General features: G+C 54.4%; 16 protein-coding genes. All 16 read left to right on the top strand.

The window, feature by feature from the left end; translation table 11 throughout:
* Positions 1-9 precede the first annotated feature (9 nt).
* The 16 genes from IE076_RS12080 to IE076_RS12155 all read left to right on the top strand — a co-directional run bounded on the left by IE076_RS12080 (position 10) and on the right by IE076_RS12155 (position 17,952).
* The gene (locus tag IE076_RS12080) at positions 10-762 is read left to right on the top strand and encodes an SDR family NAD(P)-dependent oxidoreductase (protein ID WP_189437059.1); all 753 of its coding nucleotides are present in this window, start codon (positions 10-12) and stop codon (positions 760-762) included.
* A complete protein-coding gene (locus IE076_RS12085; protein ID WP_189437060.1) occupies positions 759-1,241 on the top strand; it encodes a MarR family winged helix-turn-helix transcriptional regulator in 483 nt (160 codons plus the stop codon). The genes IE076_RS12080 and IE076_RS12085 overlap by 4 nt, the downstream gene beginning before the upstream one ends.
* The gene (locus IE076_RS12090) at positions 1,241-2,062 is read left to right on the top strand and encodes an enoyl-CoA hydratase family protein (protein WP_189437061.1); all 822 of its coding nucleotides are present in this window, start codon (positions 1,241-1,243) and stop codon (positions 2,060-2,062) included. The genes IE076_RS12085 and IE076_RS12090 overlap by 1 nt, the downstream gene beginning before the upstream one ends.
* The gene (locus tag IE076_RS12095) at positions 2,063-3,274 is read left to right on the top strand and encodes an acyl-CoA dehydrogenase family protein (protein ID WP_189437062.1); all 1,212 of its coding nucleotides are present in this window, start codon (positions 2,063-2,065) and stop codon (positions 3,272-3,274) included.
* Positions 3,216-4,862, top strand: coding sequence for an AMP-binding protein (locus IE076_RS12100; RefSeq protein ID WP_189437063.1), 1,647 nt, complete (start codon positions 3,216-3,218; stop codon positions 4,860-4,862). The genes IE076_RS12095 and IE076_RS12100 overlap by 59 nt, the downstream gene beginning before the upstream one ends.
* Positions 4,859-5,998 carry an ABC transporter substrate-binding protein gene (locus IE076_RS12105; RefSeq protein ID WP_189437064.1) on the top strand — a complete coding sequence of 380 codons (1,140 nt, stop codon included), beginning with the start codon at positions 4,859-4,861 and terminating at the stop codon, positions 5,996-5,998. The genes IE076_RS12100 and IE076_RS12105 overlap by 4 nt, the downstream gene beginning before the upstream one ends.
* Positions 5,999-6,107: 109 nt before the next feature.
* Positions 6,108-7,028: a branched-chain amino acid ABC transporter permease gene (locus IE076_RS12110; RefSeq protein WP_189437065.1), complete on the top strand. Its 921-nt coding sequence runs from the start codon at positions 6,108-6,110 to the stop codon at positions 7,026-7,028.
* On the top strand, positions 7,015-8,040 hold the full coding sequence (locus IE076_RS12115) for a branched-chain amino acid ABC transporter permease (RefSeq protein WP_189437066.1): 1,026 nt from the start codon (positions 7,015-7,017) through the stop codon (positions 8,038-8,040). The genes IE076_RS12110 and IE076_RS12115 overlap by 14 nt, the downstream gene beginning before the upstream one ends.
* On the top strand, positions 8,033-8,782 hold the full coding sequence (locus IE076_RS12120) for an ABC transporter ATP-binding protein (RefSeq protein ID WP_189437067.1): 750 nt from the start codon (positions 8,033-8,035) through the stop codon (positions 8,780-8,782). Before IE076_RS12115 ends, IE076_RS12120 begins: the two co-directional genes overlap by 8 nt.
* Positions 8,782-9,465, top strand: a complete 684-nt coding sequence (locus IE076_RS12125; protein ID WP_189437068.1) for an ABC transporter ATP-binding protein — start codon at positions 8,782-8,784, stop codon at positions 9,463-9,465. The genes IE076_RS12120 and IE076_RS12125 overlap by 1 nt, the downstream gene beginning before the upstream one ends.
* A complete protein-coding gene (locus IE076_RS12130) occupies positions 9,455-9,877 on the top strand; it encodes an acyl-CoA thioesterase (protein WP_189437069.1) in 423 nt (140 codons plus the stop codon). Before IE076_RS12125 ends, IE076_RS12130 begins: the two co-directional genes overlap by 11 nt.
* The gene (locus IE076_RS12135) at positions 9,874-10,293 is read left to right on the top strand and encodes a RidA family protein (RefSeq protein WP_189437070.1); all 420 of its coding nucleotides are present in this window, start codon (positions 9,874-9,876) and stop codon (positions 10,291-10,293) included. The genes IE076_RS12130 and IE076_RS12135 overlap by 4 nt, the downstream gene beginning before the upstream one ends.
* A 4-nt stretch (positions 10,294-10,297) precedes the next feature.
* A complete protein-coding gene (locus IE076_RS12140) occupies positions 10,298-11,104 on the top strand; it encodes an alpha/beta hydrolase (RefSeq protein WP_189437071.1) in 807 nt (268 codons plus the stop codon).
* Positions 11,105-11,481: 377 nt separating this feature from the next.
* Positions 11,482-12,621: a CaiB/BaiF CoA transferase family protein gene (locus IE076_RS12145; protein ID WP_189437072.1), complete on the top strand. Its 1,140-nt coding sequence runs from the start codon at positions 11,482-11,484 to the stop codon at positions 12,619-12,621.
* A 172-nt stretch (positions 12,622-12,793) separates the two neighbouring features.
* The gene (locus tag IE076_RS12150) at positions 12,794-14,260 is read left to right on the top strand and encodes a glycosyltransferase (protein ID WP_189437073.1); all 1,467 of its coding nucleotides are present in this window, start codon (positions 12,794-12,796) and stop codon (positions 14,258-14,260) included.
* Entirely contained in the window at positions 14,257-17,952 is a 3,696-nt protein-coding gene (locus IE076_RS12155; RefSeq protein WP_189437074.1) for an NfrA family protein, read from the top strand. Before IE076_RS12150 ends, IE076_RS12155 begins: the two co-directional genes overlap by 4 nt.
* Positions 17,953-18,044: the final 92 nt, after the last annotated feature.

The raw sequence follows: 18,044 nt of genomic DNA on the forward strand, positions 1-18,044 counted from the left end.
AAAAATAGTTTGGAAAAGCATGCACTCATAACAGGTGGCGGAACCGGCGTCGGCGCTGAAATTGCCCGCCATCTGGCGCAGACTGGCGTAAAGGTCACAATCGCTGGACGCAGGCCAGAACCGCTTGATCTTATTGCAAAGGCAAACAGCCGCATTCATGCAATCACAGCAGACGTAACCGATGAAAACTCTGTGGCGCAGATGTTTGAAAAGGCAACGCAAGCAAATGGGCCGGTCAATATTGTAGTTGCCAATGCAGGAGCAGCAGATTCTGCGCCGTTTGCAAAGATGGAGCTGGATAGCTTCCAACGCATGCTGGATGTCAATCTAACTGGAACATTTCTGACATTCCAAAAGGGATTGCAGAACTTGAAAGGGCAGGAATACGGGCGTTTGATTGCAATTGCATCTATCGCAGGTTTGCGCGGTTATCCTTATGTAGCTCACTATTGCGCCGCCAAGCACGGCATAATTGGTCTCGTCAGATCACTCGCACTTGAGCTTGCCAGTAAACCGTTTACGGTCAATGCAGTGTGTCCGGGATACACACAAACCCCAATGCTGCAACGTTCCATCGACAACATCATGAAAAAAACCGGAATGGACGAGGAAAAGGCACGCGCCGCACTCTACAGCACCAATCCACAGCAACGTTTCATCCAGCCGGACGAAATTGCCACAACCGTAGCGTGGCTGATTAGCGATGGTGCCCGATCGGTGACAGGGCAGGCCATTTCAATCTCTGGAGGCGAAACCCAATGACAGCCTCACACGACATGCTCAAACCGCACAACTCATCCGCTGATAAATCCCGCGTCCGCCTCTGGCTGAGATTGCTCCGCGCCACTCGTGCCATAGAAGGCGAACTGCGCGAGCGGCTGCGCACCACCTACAACGTAACTCTGCCGCGCTTTGACGTGATGGCAGCACTTTACCGGGAGCCGGAGGGTATGCTCATGTCCCAGCTCTCAAAATACCTGATGGTATCCAACGGCAATGTCACAGGCCTTATTGATCGCCTGACTTCGGACGGATTGGTTCAACGCACTTTAAGAGATGGAGACCGGAGAACCTCAGTGGTTCTGCTCACCAAAGCAGGACGCGAGAATTTCGAGCAGATGGCAGACAGCCATCGCGAATGGGTCAACGAGTTGCTCTCTCACTTTTCACCAGATGAGGCCGAGACACTTGCCGAAACCCTGAAGGTATTTGCCAGCGATTGGGAGGGGGAGGCCCGATAATGCTAACAGTTTACAAAATGGCGGATTTGCAGCCGAAGCATTTCCTTTGGCGGATGGAAGGCGATGTCGCTGTCATTCAGCTCAACCGGCCAGACCGCAAAAACCCGCTAACTTTTGAAAGCTACGCGGAGCTGCGGGATACGTTCCGCAATCTGGCCTATGCCGATGACGTCAACGCAGTGGTGATCGCATCCAACGAAGGCAACTACTGCTCCGGAGGCGACGTGCACGATATCATCGGCCCGCTTGTTTCCATGGATATGAAGGACCTGCTGAAGTTCACCCGCATGACCGGCGATCTGGTCAAAGCGATGATCAATTGCTCCAAACCAATTATCTCCGCAGTGGACGGCATCAGTGTAGGGGCAGGCGCAATCATGGCCATGGCCTCGGACCTTCGCATCGGCACACCGGAAACCAAAACCGCGTTCCTCTTCACCCGTGTAGGTCTCGCAGGCTGCGACATGGGAGCCTGCGCGATCCTCCCACGCATTATCGGGCAGGGTCGGGCTGCCGAGTTGCTCTATACAGGCCGCTCCATGAATGCAGAAGAGGGCTACCTCTGGGGTTACTTCAACTCCATGTCCACCTCTGAGGCGCTGGAGGCAGATGCAATCCGTATGGCACAGCGCATCACCGCAGGGCCAAACTTCGCCCATGGCATCACCAAGACCCAGCTCAATCAGGAATGGAACATGGGTCTGGAACAGGCAATCGAAGCCGAAGCGCAAGCGCAAGCCATCTGCATGCAAACCAAGGACTTCGAAACCGCCTATAAGGCATTCATCGCAAAAGAAAAACCGGTCTTCGAGGGGGCATAAATGGCAGACACCACCTTCCTCACATGGCCGTTTTTTGAAGAAAAACACCGAGAACTGGCCGAAGCTATTGAAGAATGGTGCTGCACAAACCTTCCCGCAGACCACTCGGACATAGATGCCGCCTGCATCAAGCTCGTCAACGACCTTGGCGCTGCCGGTTTCCTGAAACTCACTGCAGTTGATCCAACCGATCCCAAACCGCTGGACGTACGCAGCCTTTGCATCATGCGCGAAACGCTGGCCCGCCACGACGGCCTGGCTGATTTCTCCTTCGCCATGCAAGGCCTTGGTACAGGTGCCATTAGTTTGTTTGGGACGCCGGAACAACAACAGTGGCTCCACAAAACCAGAGCAGGCCAAACCCTCTCTGCATTTGCTCTGACCGAGCCGGACTCCGGCTCTGATGTGGCAAACATTGAACTCTCAGCCATCCGCAATGGCGATGAATATGTCCTCAATGGCGAAAAGACCTGGATTTCCAACGGCGGAATTGCTGGTCTTTATGTGGTCTTCGCAAGGACGGGCGAAGCACCGGGCGCCAAAGGAATTAGTGCCTTCATTGTGCCGGCAGACACGCCGGGGTTAACCGTTGAAGAGCGGTTGGATGTGATGGCACCCCATCCGCTTGCGCGGTTGGGCTTCAGGCAGCTGCATATTCCTGCTGCAAACCGCATTGGGGGAGCTGGAGAGGGCTTCAAGATCTCAATGTCGGTTCTGGACGTCTTTCGCTGCACTGTGGGCGCTGCCGCACTTGGCTTTGCCCGCCGCGCACTGGAAGAAGCCCTTGCCCGCGCAACCACCCGTAAACTGGGGGACGGTGTGCTGGCAGACATGCAGATGGTGCAAGGCCATCTGGCAGAAATGGCCATCGATATTGATGCCTCTGCACTCCTGATCTACCGCGCTGCGTGGACGAAAGACATGGGAGCACCACGGGTTTCCCGCGAGGCCGCCATGGCAAAGCAGTTCGCAACCGATCAGGCTCAGCAAATAATTGATAAGGCGGTACAAATTCACGGAGGCGAGGGCGTCCGTTCGGGTAACACTGTCGAAAAACTTTATCGCGAAATCAGAGCCCTTCGCATCTATGAAGGCGCATCTGATGTTCAGAAAATCATAGTAGCAAGGCAATTGCTTTCTCAGGAGGGGAGAAATGCTGGGACCAAGCGCGCACACGGACACCTTCACAAGGGACAGGCTGCCACCGGTTGAACAGCAGCCAGTTTTCCAACTGGAGGGGTTTGAGTACCCAGACTACATCAACGCCGCTGTAGAGCTCACCGACAAGATGGTCGAGCGTGGCTTTGGTGACAACATTGCTCTCATCGGCAATGGCAGAAAACGCACCTACAAAGAGCTTGCGGACTGGACGAACCGCATCGCTCTGACCCTGCAGCAAGATTATGGACTGGAGCCGGGCAACCGCGTTCTCATCCGTTCTTCCAACAATCCGGCTATGGTCGCATGCTGGCTGGCAGCCACCAAAGCTGGTGCCGTGGTGGTCAACACCATGCCCATGCTGCGTGCAGGCGAGCTGGGCCAGATCATCGACAAGGCCCAGATCAAGCTGGCCCTGTGTGATCTCCGGCTCATGGAGGAGCTCGAACTCTGCCTTGAGCAGAATGATCATCTGAGCAAGATCATCAGCTTTGATGGTACTGCCAACTTTGCAGGAGAGCTCGATCAGATTGCGCTGTCAAAGCCAGTGCAGTTTGAGGCGGTTAAAACGGGCAGGGACGATGTCTGCCTGCTGGGCTTTACATCCGGCACCACCGGCAAGCCCAAGGCAACCATGCACTACCACCGTGATCTGCTTATCATCGCAGATGCCTACGCAAAAGAGGTGCTGAACGTTACACCATCAGATGTCTTCGTCGGCAGCCCTCCACTGGCCTTCACATTCGGCCTTGGTGGTCTGGCAATTTTCCCGCTGCGTTTTGGTGCCACTGCGACCCTGTTGGAGACAGCCGGCCCACAGCAACTCATTGAGATCATTGAGACCTACAAGGCAACGATCTCATTCACCGCACCCACAGCCTACCGCGCGATGATGGCCGCAATAGATGAGGGCGCAGACCTGTCCTCACTTCGCATCGCGGTATCAGCTGGCGAAACACTGCCTGCCCCCGTCTTCGAGCAATGGCAATCAAAAACTGGCATTCCCATGCTGGACGGCATTGGCGCAACGGAGATGTTGCACATCTTTATTTCCAACCATCTGGAAGATGCCATGCCAGCCACAACTGGCCGCGTGATCAAAGGCTATTCGGCAAAGGTGGTTGATGAGGACATGAATGAGGTCCCTAGCGGCACCATTGGCAAACTTGCCGTGCGAGGACCAACCGGGTGCCGGTACATGCAAGATGACCGGCAGCAGAAATATGTGCGGGACGGCTGGAATTTGACAGGAGATGCCTTCTCTGAAGATGAGAATGGCTATTTCCACTTCGCAGCCCGCGCAGACGATATGATTGTCACGTCCGGCTACAATGTGGCCGGGCCGGAAGTCGAGGCTGCCCTTCTAAGCAGTCCGGAGGTGGCCGAGTGTGCCGTAATAGGTGTGCCTGATGAGGACAGGGGACAGGTTGTTGAAGCGCATGTGGTGCTGGTGGAGGACCACCCACAGGACGCAGATGTGATCAAACGTCTTCAGGACTATGTAAAATCCGCTATAGCGCCTTATAAGTACCCTCGTTCACTTAAACTGGTAGATTCGCTACCAAAAACCGCGACTGGCAAAATTCAAAGATTCCGCCTGAAGGAACTGTCGGTCGAGGATAAATCAGGGGAACTAATATGAAGAAATTCGTTTCAGCCGGAGTAGCTGCCCTCTTGTGTTGCACCGCCGGAGTGGCACAGGCAGGCGTAAAAATTGGCATGATCACCACCCTGTCAGGGGGCGGTTCCACGCTCGGTATTGACGTTCGGGATGGTTTTGAGCTCGCTTTGAAGCAAGCAGGCGCCTCCGATGTGGAATTGCTGGTTGAAGACGACGCCCGCAAACCGGACGTTGCCAAGAAACTGGCAGACAAGTTCATTCAAAAAGACAAAGTTGATATCCTGACAGGTATCATCTGGTCCAATCTGGCTATGGCTGTGGTTCCTGCGGCAACCCGCAAAGGTACCCTTTACATCAGCCCCAACGCAGGCCCATCTGCACTGGCAGGCAAAGCCTGTCACGAGAACTACTTCAACGTAGCATGGCAGAACGACAACCTGCACGAAGCCATGGGCTCTCACGCGACCAAGGCTGGCTACAAGAAGACCTTCATTCTGGCACCAAACTACCCAGCCGGTACCGACGCTTTGAAAGGCTTCAAGCGCATGTACAAGGGCGAGCTGGCAGGTGAACTGTTCACCAAACTTGGTCAGGATGATTACGCAGCAGAAATCGCACAAATCCGCGCGTCTGGCGCTGATAGCGTGTTTTTCTTCCTACCGGGCGGCATGGGCATTTCGTTCATGAAGCAGTACGCACAGTCCGGCGTTGAGGTCCCTGTCATGGGCCCTGCCTTCTCCTTCTCGCAAGATATTCTGCCTGCAATCGGGGAAGCAGCACTTGGTGTCGCAAACTCCTCCCAGTGGGGCAAAGACATCGAAAGCGAAGTGAACGCGAGGTTCGTCGAGGGCTTCAAAGAAGCTTATGGCCGCTTGCCTTCCCTTTACGCTTCTCAGGGCTATGATGCTGCAAACCTGATCCTGTCCGCCATGAAAAAGGCAGATGTCAGCGACAAGGATGCCTTCCGAGCTGCTCTGAAAAAGGCAGACTTTGCTTCAGTGCGCGGCGATTTCAAGTTCGGCAACAACAACCACCCAATTCAGGACATATACGTCCGTGAGGTGGTGAAAGAAGAGGGTCAGGTCACCAACAAAATCATTGGTGTCGCCATTAAAGACCATCAGGATGTTTATGCATCCAACTGCCGGATGAACTAAGCCAACTTATTGAAATGAAAATATTAATCAGCGGGGAGATCCCAATCTTTTCCCGCTGATACCCTCATACTGATTTGATAATCAAAAAGAAGCCTCGGGAATAAAACAAATGACGGCAGCTTTGATTTTTGAGCAGATATTGAACGGGCTGCAATTCGGTCTCACTTTGTTCCTAATGGCAGCTGGCCTTACGCTGGTGTTCGGCGTGATGGGCCTGATCAACCTTGCTCATGGCTCTCTTTATATGGTCGGTGCCTTTTGTTGCGCTTGGATCACTCAACAGACCGGCTCTTTCTGGCTTGGTCTGGGCGGAGGCGTCCTGGGAGCAGCAGCAGCCGGTGCACTCATCGAAATGCTTGTAATCCGCAGGCTTTATGATCGCGATCACTTGGATCAAGTGCTGGCTACCTTTGCGCTCATTCTCATTTTCTCCGAAGGCACCCGCATGGTGTTTGGCTCCATGCCGCTCTACCTCAACATTCCTGAGGCGTTAAGCGGCACCGTGGCCCTGCCGGGTGTGGAAGCCTATCCCATCTATCGCCTGTTTATCATTCTGGCTGCATTGGCAGTTGCAGTGCTGCTTTACCTCCTCATTTCAAAAACACGCCTCGGCATGCGCATCCGCGCGGGTGAGAGCGACCGCGAGATGATTGCAGCCTTAGGCGTTGATATCAAAACCCTTTACACCATCGTTTTTGCTCTGGGCGCCGCCATCGCTGGCCTTTCCGGAACACTGGTGGGCGCACTACGGTCCGTACAGGTCGGCATGGGCGAGCCCGTACTCATTCTCGCCTTTGTCGTAATCGTCATCGGTGGTATCGGTTCCATCAAAGGCGCCCTGATCGGCTCCATTCTGATCGGGCTGGTAGACACGCTAGGCCGCATTTTCCTGCCTATTATCCTGAAGGTCTTCATGGAAAACGCCAGTGCAAACAGCATCGGGGCAGCTCTGTCTTCCATGCTTATCTACCTGATGATGGCAGGCATTCTGGCCGTAAAACCAAAGGGGCTCTTCAATGCAGCAAACTGATACAGCTCCTAAACCGGTCACCATGCCAAAGCTAAACCGCGAAGCCATGGTCAACTTCACGGTCATGGCAATCTTGCTGGCTCTGCCATTGTGGGCCTCCTCCATCGGAGAAGACTACTACGTCAATCTGGCAAGCCTGATCACTATCTTCGCAATCGCAGGCGTGGGTCTCAACTTCGCTATCGGGCAAGGCGGAATGGTCAGCTTCGGTCACGCAGCCTTCTTTGGTATTGGCGGCTACACCACTGGTATCGCAGCATTTCACAGCTTTGAAGAAACTCTCTTCATGGCCATGCCGTTTGCCGTTTCTGGCACCAACCAGATGCTTATTATCTGGATCGTGGCCATGGTCCTGTGTGGCATCGCCGCTCTTGCTATCGGCGCTATCTCTCTGCGTACCGAAGGCGTCTATTTCATCATGATCACACTGGCATTTGCCCAGATGATCTACTATTTCGCCATTTCCTGGCCCACCTACGGCGGCGAAGACGGGCTCTCGATTTACCTGCGCAACGAGTTGCCCGTGGTGGATGCTGAGAACGCGCTGACGTTCTTCCTCATCTGCTTTATCTTGCTGCTCAGCGCCATCTTTGTCTCTGCCCGCCTGTCCGGCTCCCGTTTCGGCGCAGCTCTGGGCACGGCGCGTATGAACGAGACCCGATTGGCAACCTCCGGCATCGACCCGTTTCCGATAAAACTCACGGGTTTTGTCATCTCTGCGATGATCACGGGACTTGCTGGCGCTCTGTTTGCCGAGTTAAACGGCTTTGTAGGCCCGTCAATGCTCTCCTGGCACCGCTCCGGCGAGATCATGGTGTTCGTCATCCTCGGCGGCGTAGGGCGCCTCTATGGCCCTGTCATCGGCGCGGCGCTGTTTGTGCTGCTGGAAACCTATATCGGCGAGTGGACGCAGCACTGGCAACTGCTGCTCGGTCTCGCTTTGCTGGGTGTCGTTCTCTTCGCCCGCGGTGGCGTCATGGGTATGATCGCAGGGAGGGCACGCCATGACTAAACCCGTTCTCGAAGTCAAAGGCCTGCACAAATCCTTTGGCGCGCTTCAGGCCACCAAAAATGTTTCTCTGGATCTGAAACCCAATGAGATTCATGCCCTTATCGGACCAAACGGTGCGGGTAAATCAACGCTCATCGGCCAGATCGCAGGCTGGATTACACCAGACAGTGGCAGCGTCTATCTGGACGGCGAAGAGGTCACGAACGAAACCGTCGCCAGCCGCTCGCGCAAAGGTCTGGGACGCAGCTTTCAGATCTCGTCTCTTGCTATGGAAGTCAGCGCGCGGCGCAATGTGATGCTGTCCGTTCAAGCCAGCGAGGGCTCCAGCTTCCGCTTCTGGAAGCAAACCAAGTCCGATCAGGACCTACGCGAAACCGCCGGAAACTGGCTGAAAAAGGTCGGTCTTGGCGGGCGTGAAGATATCGCGGTCTCAGAACTCTCTCACGGCGAACGCCGTCAGGTGGAAGTGGCCTGTGCGCTCGCACTCAAGCCCAAAGCTTTGCTGCTGGACGAGCCAATGGCAGGTCTGGGGCCCACCGGATCGATCCAGCTTACTGAGTTCCTTGAGGAAATCCGGCTAGAAATCCCGATCCTGCTCATTGAGCATGACATGGATGCCGTCTTCCGTCTAGCTGATCGTATCACCGTTCTGGTGGGCGGCGCAGCCATTCTGTCCGGTTCTGTCGAGGCAATCCGCGCCAGTGCACTGGTCAGAGAAGCTTATCTCGGGGAGGAAGCCTGATGCTATTAGAAGTCAAAGGCTTGGTGGCCCATTACGGCGCAGCGCAAGCTTTGTTCGGCGTTGATCTGACTGTAAATGAAGGCGAGATGGTCGCCATGCTTGGCCGCAACGGTATGGGCAAATCCACCACAATCAGCTCTATTTGTCAGATGGTTACGCCAACTAAGGGCACGATCAGGTTCGCAGGCCAAACACTGAACCGCATGTCGAGCCACAAGGCCGCACGCCTTGGGCTCGGTCTGGTCCCGGAAGGCCGCCGCTGCTTCCCGAACTTGTCAGTGCTGGAAAACCTTACCGCCGCGGCCCGCAAAGGTCCGTGGACGCTGGAGCGGGTCTACAACCTGTTCCCACGTCTCAAGGAGAGGAAAAACCAGAGCGCCAACACGCTTTCTGGCGGGGAACAACAGATGCTCGCTATCTCTAGAGCTTTGATGACAAACCCGAAATTGCTGATCCTTGATGAAGCAACAGAAGGCCTGGCACCGGTTGTGCGCGGGGAAATCTGGCAAGCCATCGCTACACTCAAGAAGGAAGGACTGTCCATCCTCATCGTCGATAAGACCTTGAAGGAACTTCTGCCGCTGGCCGATCAGGCCGTCATTTTGGAAAAAGGAGCGTCTGTATGGGCTGGGCGCCCGGAGATGCTCACCGAGGAAATGAAGGACAGATATCTTGGTCTTTGAACGCACCATTAAAGTGTCCTTCCAGCACTGCGATCCTGCTGGAATTGTCTTCTATCCCCGCTACTTCGAGATGATCAATCAGGTCACCGAGGAATGGTTTGAACAATCACTCGGTGCCTCCTACCGGGATATTCATATAGATCAAGGGGATGCAGTTCCCACCGCAAAAATAGAAACCGAATTCAAAAAGCCCAGCAGACTGGGCGACATGCTTTTATTCACACTTCAGGTCACAAAGCTCGGACGCTCAAGCGTGCATCTGGAGCACAGGGCAACATGCGCGGGAGAGCTTCGGCTCATCAACCGCTCGGTGGTTGTCTACGTCAAAGGCGAAGCCAAAAAACCGGTCAGCTGGCCGCAAGCCATTAAAAAACAAATGGAAATTTTCCTGAAGGAAGAGGGACCTTCATGACAACACAACACGCACTGTTCAAGTTTCTCCAGCCAGAAGGTTGGAAGCCAGCCTCTGGCTACGCCAATGCCATCATGGCAGAAGGCACCCCAATCTTTTTGGGAGGACAAATCGGCTGGAATGGCCAGCAGGTCTTCGAGAGTGATGACCTTGTCGATCAGATCAAGCAAACACTTGAAAACATACGAGAAATACTGGCAACCGCCAACGCCAAACCAGAGCATGTGGTGCGTCTGACATGGTATGTGCTTGACAAAAAGGACTACACCGCCCGCCTGCGAGAAGTCGGAGAGGCCTACCGCTCGGTGTTTGGCCGCCATTTTCCATCCATGACTATGATCCAGGTGGCCGGTTTGGTAGAAGATCAGGCCAAGGTCGAGATTGAAGCAACAGCAGTGCTGCCAAATAAAGGATAAGAAAATGCGGGATTGGGACAAGGCCTATTTTAACGGCGGCGTGGTGCAAAATGCCGACGAATTGGCAGAGGAACGTCTTGTAAAAGCAAAAGAATTTCGGGACACCACAAAAGGTCAGCTCGACATTCAATATGGCAATGACGAGCGGGGAAAACTGGACCTGTTTCTTCCAGAAAGCACGCAGCCAAAAGGGCTGGTGATGTTTATCCATGGTGGCTACTGGAAGGCCCTTGATAAGTCCGCCTTCAGCCACGCGGCAAAAGGGGCCGTTGAGATGGGATACGCTGTTGTTCTACCCTCCTATACACTTTGCCCCGACACAAAAATAACCAATATTGCCAACCAGATGCAGGAAGCTCTTAAGGTTGCATCTAAACTTGTTGATGGCCCGATTTTCCTAGCAGGACACTCAGCTGGCGGCCAGCTGGTGGCGCGTCTGGGCTGTAAGGACCGCAACTTGCCAACGGAAATCCAGAGCCGGATCAAGCACATCATGGGCATTAGTGGTGTCTACGACCTTCGTCCGATCCGCAACACTGCCATGAACGACATCTTGCAGGTCAACGAGGACGAAGCGCGCGCGGAGAGTCCGGTCCTGCTTGATCCGCTTGAGAACCTTCGCTTCACGGGCTGGGTCGGCGCTGAGGAGCTGGCAGAGTTCCGGCGACAGAACGCAGCCCAGTGCGCAATATGGGGCGGCTTTGAAACACAGGTCACGGCCTATGAGGCTCCGGAGAAGAATCATTTCACCGTGATTGAAGCGCTGGAACAGGCGGACAGCCTTCTCCTCAGAACCCTGTTGAATACATAAGCGTAATCCGCTGAAAACAAACAATATTCCAGAATCGCTCAATTTTGCGTTGCTATGCGTAATTTTGAGCGATTCACGTGATTCATGCGTTGCTTTAAGTTGCGCTGTACCCGCATACGTGAATTCTCTTCATCATAATATCACCACAGCACCCCGCCCAAAAAACCTCCTGTTCTGCACCACCTCTCTTAACCTAATGGATAAGCTAATAACCAAATAGAGAGTTGTGTAATCGGCAGTTGCCACTCTAAGCTTGCGCGAGCGACATAATCCGTAGTTATCCACGCAGTCCTACACTCAGGTAAGATGGTCTGTGGGACCAATACTCTGGAGCGTCGTCTGGGATACTGGCGTCTGGCATGACTGGGGAGGCATCAATGACAACAACAAAAACAGGACCACTTTCTGGACTTCAGGTGGTGGAGATGGCGGGCCTCGGTCCAGCGCCTATGGCTGGACAGCTGCTTGCTGATCTGGGAGCCAATGTCATCGTCGTCGACCGCCGCGCCGGCGAGCGTATCGATAAGGATGTGAACCGCAGGGGCAAGCAATCCATTGCACTAAACATGAAGAGTGACGGCGCGCTTAAAGTCTTCTTCTCCCTGATCGAAAAAGCCGACATCCTGATCGAAGGCTTCCGCCCCGGCGTTATGGAGCGCCTCGGCCTTGGACCTGATGAATGCCTAGCCAGAAATCCAGGCCTAATCTATGGCCGTATGACCGGATGGGGGCAGGAGGGACCACTGTCACACACCGCCGGTCACGACCTCAACTACCTTGCCATGACAGGTATGCTTCACGCTATCGGCGAGGAGGGTCGCCCACCATTCCCACCGCTCAATATGGCCGCAGACTATGGTGGTGGCTCCATGTTCCTGCTGCTAGGCGTCCTCTCGGCACTCTTCGAGCGCACCAAAAGCGGCAAGGGGCAGGTGATCGATGCCGCCATGGTCGACGGCGTCCCCGCCATGCTCGGGATCATCTACTCTCTGCTTGGCCGCGGCCTGTGGCAGGACAAACGTCAGGCCAACCTGCTGGATGGCGGCGCCCCATTTTACCGCTGCTATGAGACCTCTGATGGCCGTTATCTGTCAGTAGGCTCGCTGGAACCCCAGTTCTTCGCACTACTGCTCAAAGGATTGAACCTGCCTGCAGAACTTGCCCAAATCCAGATGAGCATGAAAGAGTGGCCGAGGCTCGAAGAGCAGATCGGCAATGCCATAAAGGCAAAATCTCTTGAGCACTGGACAGGTGTCTTTGCCGGCACCGATGCCTGTGTCGCTCCGGTGCTGTCCATTGAGGAAGCAAACGCAGCCTCACTCAACACCGAACGCGGCAACCGCATTCGGCTGGGTGGCGTCACACAGGCAGCACCAGCTCCACGTTTCAGCCGCACGGTTCCGCAAGCACCTGAACCCGCTGGAAAAACTGGAGACCATACTTCACAGATTTTACAAGAGCTCGGTTTTTCTGAAGCGGACATCAATGACATGAAGAAGAGCAGGATTTTGGCCTAATTCTGCATTAAATACCAATGTAAATCACGAAATAACAGAACGGAATCAAGCACGTCTATCCATGGTGCAAGTGTCTCGGGTAAATCCTCTGGACACTTCCCTGTATGAGCTCAAACGCCCGAATCTACTAGGTTAACTCTTAAAAGTTTACTCTGGACAGGTGGGCGATTGGATGCTGGTAACAGACGTGTTTGTACTGTTATTTCTGGTTACACAGGGCCTCTTTCTCATTGCCTCCTACGTCTTTGCCGTCTCCGGTGCAGACGACCTGTTTGTCGACACGCTCTACTACCTGTTCGTTGCCTGGTCTCGCGGGCCTCTGGTTGGCACTACAGAGGAGCACCTTTACGAAGAAACCGGTCATGTTGAGCCTAGGCCGCTCGCCATCATGCTGCCTGCCTGGGATGAAGCCACGATCCTCCATCCTGCGGTCACGGCCATGATGCAAAGGCTGGACTACCCCTCCTACTGGATATTTATCGGCGTCTACCCCAACGACAAGGAAACGCAGGAGGCGGCTAAACAGTTGGCAGCCGAGCATGACAACCTGCGCATCGTCACAACAAGAAATGAGGGGCCAACCTGTAAGGCGGATTGCGTCAACACAATCATTGCGGCGGTAAGGAAGTTTGAGCAGGAGCAGGGCATCTCCTTTGCCGGCTTTATCTTGCAGGATGCTGAGGACATCCTCAATCCCAGCGCCCTGCGCATCTTCAATGCCAGCCTTGAGCTTGCCGACGTGGTGCAGCTCCCCGTTCTTTCGCTGCCCAGAAAGCGCCGCCAGTTCACAGCGGGTCACTATATGGATGAGTTCGCTGAGTTCCACTCCAAGGAAGTGCTGGTCAGAGGCGTTCTGACCGGTACAGTGCCAGGCGCTGGCGTGGGCACCTGCTACTCGCGTAAAACTATGGAGATGGCAGAGTCTTTATCGGACGCCGACGAAGACGGGATCCCGGAGATCTTCAATACCAGCTCCCTGACCGAAGATTATGATCTGTCCATGCGGCTCATGGGGACCGGAATTGAACACAATTTGCTCTGGATCCATCCCGACGAAAAAAGTGAGTTTACGGACTTTACAGTCACCCAGGAAATGTTTCCCTACCGGTTCTGGCAAAGCGTGCGCCAAAAAACGCGCTGGACCCTTGGCATCGCCTTCCAGGGCTGGGCAGAGCTGGGTTGGAAAGGCGGGCTTGCAGCCAGATACTTCTTTTGGCGTGACAGGAAGATGGTTTTCTTCAGCCACGCCATCGTCTTGGGCTACGCCTCAATGATGTTCTACTGGTGTCTGTACCTGTATGTACGTCTCGTCCCCGATGCCTACCACTTACCCCCATTACTGCCGGAAGACAGTCCTTTCTGGTACGTGATCTGGTTCAACGTGCTGCTGCTTGCCCACCGCCTGATCCAACGTCATATCTGGACCGGCTACCATTACGGCTTCAGGTCACTGGCCCCCGTCACGCTGCGCTATTTCGTTTCCGTTATCATCAATTACTTTGCCATGATCCGTGCGATTAAGGCTTGGATCCGCCATTTAGGTACAGGAGAGGTCATCGGCTGGGACAAGACCGCCCATGACTACCCGGATGATGAAAGTCTGGTAACTCTTCCCAGAAGGCGAGAACCGCGCTCATGACCCGTTCACCCAAACCACACAGGGAACGACGAAAGGCGAAGCGCAGGTCAACCTTCTATATAACCTGCATCATCACACTTGTGTTGGTACTGACTTTTCCAACCCAGTTACTAGCACCAGAAACGGTTCCAACGCCCCAAGGAACAGGCCCCTACACAACAACTCAAAAGAATGCCTATTACAACAGCTTGCTGAAAGACCGGCAGGACAGCCAGTCCGTTCTGCAAAGCACATTGCGCGACTATCGCACCTATCCCTTGTTGGATCTGGCCTATCGCTTGCTGGCCGAGGGGCGCACGGAAGAAGCTCTCGAAGAACTGGACGAACTACTTGAGCACCACCCAGAACATCTGGTCGCCCGCTGGCAAAAAATCCAACTTCTCATAGGTCTCAATCGCCCCCTGGCCGCCATAGAGCAGCTCGCCATCCTGCAGTCCCAAGCTCCTGCATTCAGCCGAGGCTATCTCACCCTCGGCCAGCTGCATATGCTCAGTGGTGATTATACACTGGCCTTTGATGATTTCAGACTAGCCCTTGAAACCGGAAAACTGCTGCCAAGTGATCGCGCCGAGGCCCTTGCAGGCGCTGCGGAAGCGGCAATCAAACTCGACAAAAATCAGGAAGCTCTCAACGCTCTGAATGGCCTGCTTGAATTAGGCGCTGCCACCCCGCGCCAACGGCTCATCAGGGCCGACCTTTTGCGCAACTTCAATCAGCTTGACGAAGCCCGCAGTGAGTGGGAAGCGCTTTCCAAACTGGACAACGCCCCGCAAACCCAGCGCACAGCAATCCTCAACGAGGCGTTTTTGCTGATAGAGCAGGGCGAGGATGCACAAGCCTACGACCTGCTGTTGGATGCGGAACGCAACGGTCTGTTCACCGGTCGTCAGTCCACCGCCCTGGAGCAACGCACATTCGCAAGAGCACTCGCAGCGAGCGCCCTCAACTCCGGTCACCTGGAGGAGCTGCTCACTTTCTTGAACCCAAGTCGTATCGACCAGCTGGGCTTGGCCTCCCGTGTGCAGCTTGCCTACGCACTGGCAAAAAAGGGCTCTAGCGCAGAAGCCGAACAAGCACTCCTGACCAGTGACGGCAAAATTCTCGACACCAAGGCTTTTGCGCCGGAAGAGGCGGCCAACTACTATCTGGCACTGACTGATATTGCTCTTCGCGCAGGAGATGAGGCAAGAGCAGCCACAGCAGCCCGGTTGTTGAACAATCTCACCCGCAGCCCGGAATATGCCTTGCAGCTCAGCCAATTGGCACAGAGCCATGGTTGGGAAAATGGGGCGATCAACACCCTGCTGGAACTACGCGACATGACAGAACAGCAGGACCGGGAAACAGCGGCTGACGCTTGGGCGGATTTGCTGCTGGCACTCTCTGAACTGGCTCGGCGGGCAGGGGATCTGACCCTCGCAGACGAAGCGCTTCGCGAAGCAGCGCAGCTCGTGCCCAGCTGGCGCACCACAGCCTTAAGAGGGCGCATTGCGCTCCTCGCCAATGATAACGGCGACGCCTCAGCCCTGTTTCAGCAGGCGCTTATCGACGCAAAAGAGGCGCGCGCAAACAAGCCATTCAACGACAACGAAACAGAAGCCTATGCACGCCTGCTGTTTGATCTTGCATCCGTTTCTGCAGCAAATCAGGACTGGAACACCGCACTTAAGTATCTGATCGATGACTGGATGTTGGACCCGGATCCCACGTTGGTCCTGCCTGCCTACCTGATGCTGAAAGAAGAAGACACACCAGATGATCAGGCAGCACACCAGTGGCTGGAAAATGTGTTTGACTACGTCGACTCTACAGACCTGACAGATGATGACAAGGATATGTTTGCCGTTGCGTTCCTTGCGCTGGCACGTGTTCAAAAAAGCGCAGGCGACCTACAAGACGCCGACAAATCCTACACCCAGTCCATGCAATTGGATCCAGAGCCTGATGCGATTTTGGAAACCGCATACCTGTCTTTGCAGCTCAGCAATCCGGAAAGAGCACTTAGCCTTGTTGATACATTGGACCAGCCCCAGTACGCAGACGCCACCATGGCCATCCGCTGTCAGGCCCACCTTATGCTTCGCCGCAGTCTGGATGGCTTATCCTGTTCTGAGGCCGATATACAATCGCAGCCCACTGCAGCAGAAGAGCACCTCATCCTCGGAAACCTGTATTTGCAGCGCGGAGATAATGAGCGCGCAAAACAGGAACTTATGGAATCCTATAAGCTGAGTCCAAGCTTGGAGATTTCTAACCAGCTGGGATTTATCTATCAGCGACAAGGAGATAATCAGGGTGCCCGCCGCTGGTTCTCAAACTCATTTGAAAAATACAATGACCAAACCGCGGGCATGGCGCTGCTCTATATGGATCTGGAGCAGATGAACTACGACGGCGCCGCCAGCATCCTTGCTAGGCTGCAGGTTGCACGCCTCACATCCGAGCAAATGGCGCGCTACTACGCCGCCAGAGCGCAGATCACACTACGGCAGGGCGACCAGTCACCCGAGGCGCTGGCTAGTGCGCTGGCTGATTTAATCAAAGCAAGGTCCATCAACTCAACCCCTGATGTTCGTTTCTCAGTGGTTCAGATCCTGTTCCAGATGGGGCAGCTGGAGGAGGCCGAAGCAGAATATGAGAACCTGCCGCTAGCTGACAAAATCAACCCTGCCGTGCTCGCGCTAGGTGGCTATATAGCCCTTGCCGAAGGGGATTATGATCTGGCCATCATCCGTTTTGAAGCGTCGCTGGAAATAGATCCAAATCAGGAGGACCTTCAGGAAGATCTGGCCTACACCTATCTTGCAGCTTTCGAGAACAGGAAAGCAGCTAGAATCTTCCGCCAACGTATCGAAGTACTGCATGAGCGCACGCTGGACATATATGAGCAAGACAAACTGGAACGCTTTCAGCGCCAACTTCGCATTCTGGATATTCCGATTAGCTTGTTGATTTTCGACGGCATCAGCCCATCACGTCAGGACGAGGAGGTCATCACTGGTGCCATCTTGGGCATTCCGTCCAGCAGCCCGTTCGGGTCCATCGAGGCCGCATGGCGCCCACCTGTAATCGGATTTCAAAACGGTCGCGTTTTTGAGGTCATAGCCCGCGCCCAGTGGCTCAATCGGCGCTACAGCTTCATTCCCAATGATGACACATACCAGACGATCGTTGGCGTGCGCTTCAAGCCCCTTATGACGCAAAACCTCAAGATCGGCGTAGAGCGCTTCTTCAAAGGTGGTACCCTTACAGAGGACAATACCTTGGGAAGAATACTCTGGTCATATACCAGAGGCCATGACTTCTTACCGCTATATGATTGGCGTACTGGTCTCCCAATTGAGAAGGAACCCTATGTAAATCTCTACCTTGAAGGTGCTCGTTTCTTCGAAAATGAGAAGGCAATACTTGCATATGGAGACGGACGACTTGGATACACTTTTAGACTCGATCATAACCTGATCTTCTCACCCTTTGTCTATTCTATAGGTAGTGGAAACTGGAGCTCACTCCTTAGCGCTGTAGCAATCGAAGCAGGGCTGGGAGCATCCTTACGATGGAGAGGGGTGTACACCGAAACCTACGGCGACTTGCTCCGGCTTGAGGTGTTCGCGCGCGTAGGACATGAAGTGTTAAACACAGATGACAGTCAAACCAGCCGAGTACTTCTCGGACTTCAGGCGAACTTCTAAATCATTGTTTTTGGGGCTCTTTTGCCTTGTTTCCTTCCTATTCTCAACGGCCAACAAAGCCCAGGCACAGCCAGATTCCGGCATTAAGGAAT

The organism is Pseudovibrio japonicus (genome assembly GCF_014651595.1).
Taxonomy (GTDB): domain Bacteria; phylum Pseudomonadota; class Alphaproteobacteria; order Rhizobiales; family Stappiaceae; genus Pseudovibrio; species Pseudovibrio japonicus.

What these genes read in the sequence shown, in the direction of transcription:
- IE076_RS12155 (WP_189437074.1), top strand. Translation starts at nt 14,257, where the DNA reads ATGACCCGTTCACCCAAACCACACAGGGAACGACGAAAGGCGAAGCGC.
- IE076_RS12110 (WP_189437065.1), top strand. Translation starts at nt 6,108, where the DNA reads ATGACGGCAGCTTTGATTTTTGAGCAGATATTGAACGGGCTGCAATTC.
- IE076_RS12120 (WP_189437067.1), top strand. Translation starts at nt 8,033, where the DNA reads ATGACTAAACCCGTTCTCGAAGTCAAAGGCCTGCACAAATCCTTTGGC.
- IE076_RS12115 (WP_189437066.1), top strand. Translation starts at nt 7,015, where the DNA reads ATGCAGCAAACTGATACAGCTCCTAAACCGGTCACCATGCCAAAGCTA.
- IE076_RS12135 (WP_189437070.1), top strand. Translation starts at nt 9,874, where the DNA reads ATGACAACACAACACGCACTGTTCAAGTTTCTCCAGCCAGAAGGTTGG.
- IE076_RS12145 (WP_189437072.1), top strand. Translation starts at nt 11,482, where the DNA reads ATGACAACAACAAAAACAGGACCACTTTCTGGACTTCAGGTGGTGGAG.
- IE076_RS12085 (WP_189437060.1), top strand. Translation starts at nt 759, where the DNA reads ATGACAGCCTCACACGACATGCTCAAACCGCACAACTCATCCGCTGAT.
- IE076_RS12125 (WP_189437068.1), top strand. Translation starts at nt 8,782, where the DNA reads ATGCTATTAGAAGTCAAAGGCTTGGTGGCCCATTACGGCGCAGCGCAA.
- IE076_RS12105 (WP_189437064.1), top strand. Translation starts at nt 4,859, where the DNA reads ATGAAGAAATTCGTTTCAGCCGGAGTAGCTGCCCTCTTGTGTTGCACC.
- IE076_RS12150 (WP_189437073.1), top strand. Translation starts at nt 12,794, where the DNA reads ATGCTGGTAACAGACGTGTTTGTACTGTTATTTCTGGTTACACAGGGC.
- IE076_RS12090 (WP_189437061.1), top strand. Translation starts at nt 1,241, where the DNA reads ATGCTAACAGTTTACAAAATGGCGGATTTGCAGCCGAAGCATTTCCTT.
- IE076_RS12140 (WP_189437071.1), top strand. Translation starts at nt 10,298, where the DNA reads ATGCGGGATTGGGACAAGGCCTATTTTAACGGCGGCGTGGTGCAAAAT.
- IE076_RS12095 (WP_189437062.1), top strand. Translation starts at nt 2,063, where the DNA reads ATGGCAGACACCACCTTCCTCACATGGCCGTTTTTTGAAGAAAAACAC.
- IE076_RS12100 (WP_189437063.1), top strand. Translation starts at nt 3,216, where the DNA reads ATGCTGGGACCAAGCGCGCACACGGACACCTTCACAAGGGACAGGCTG.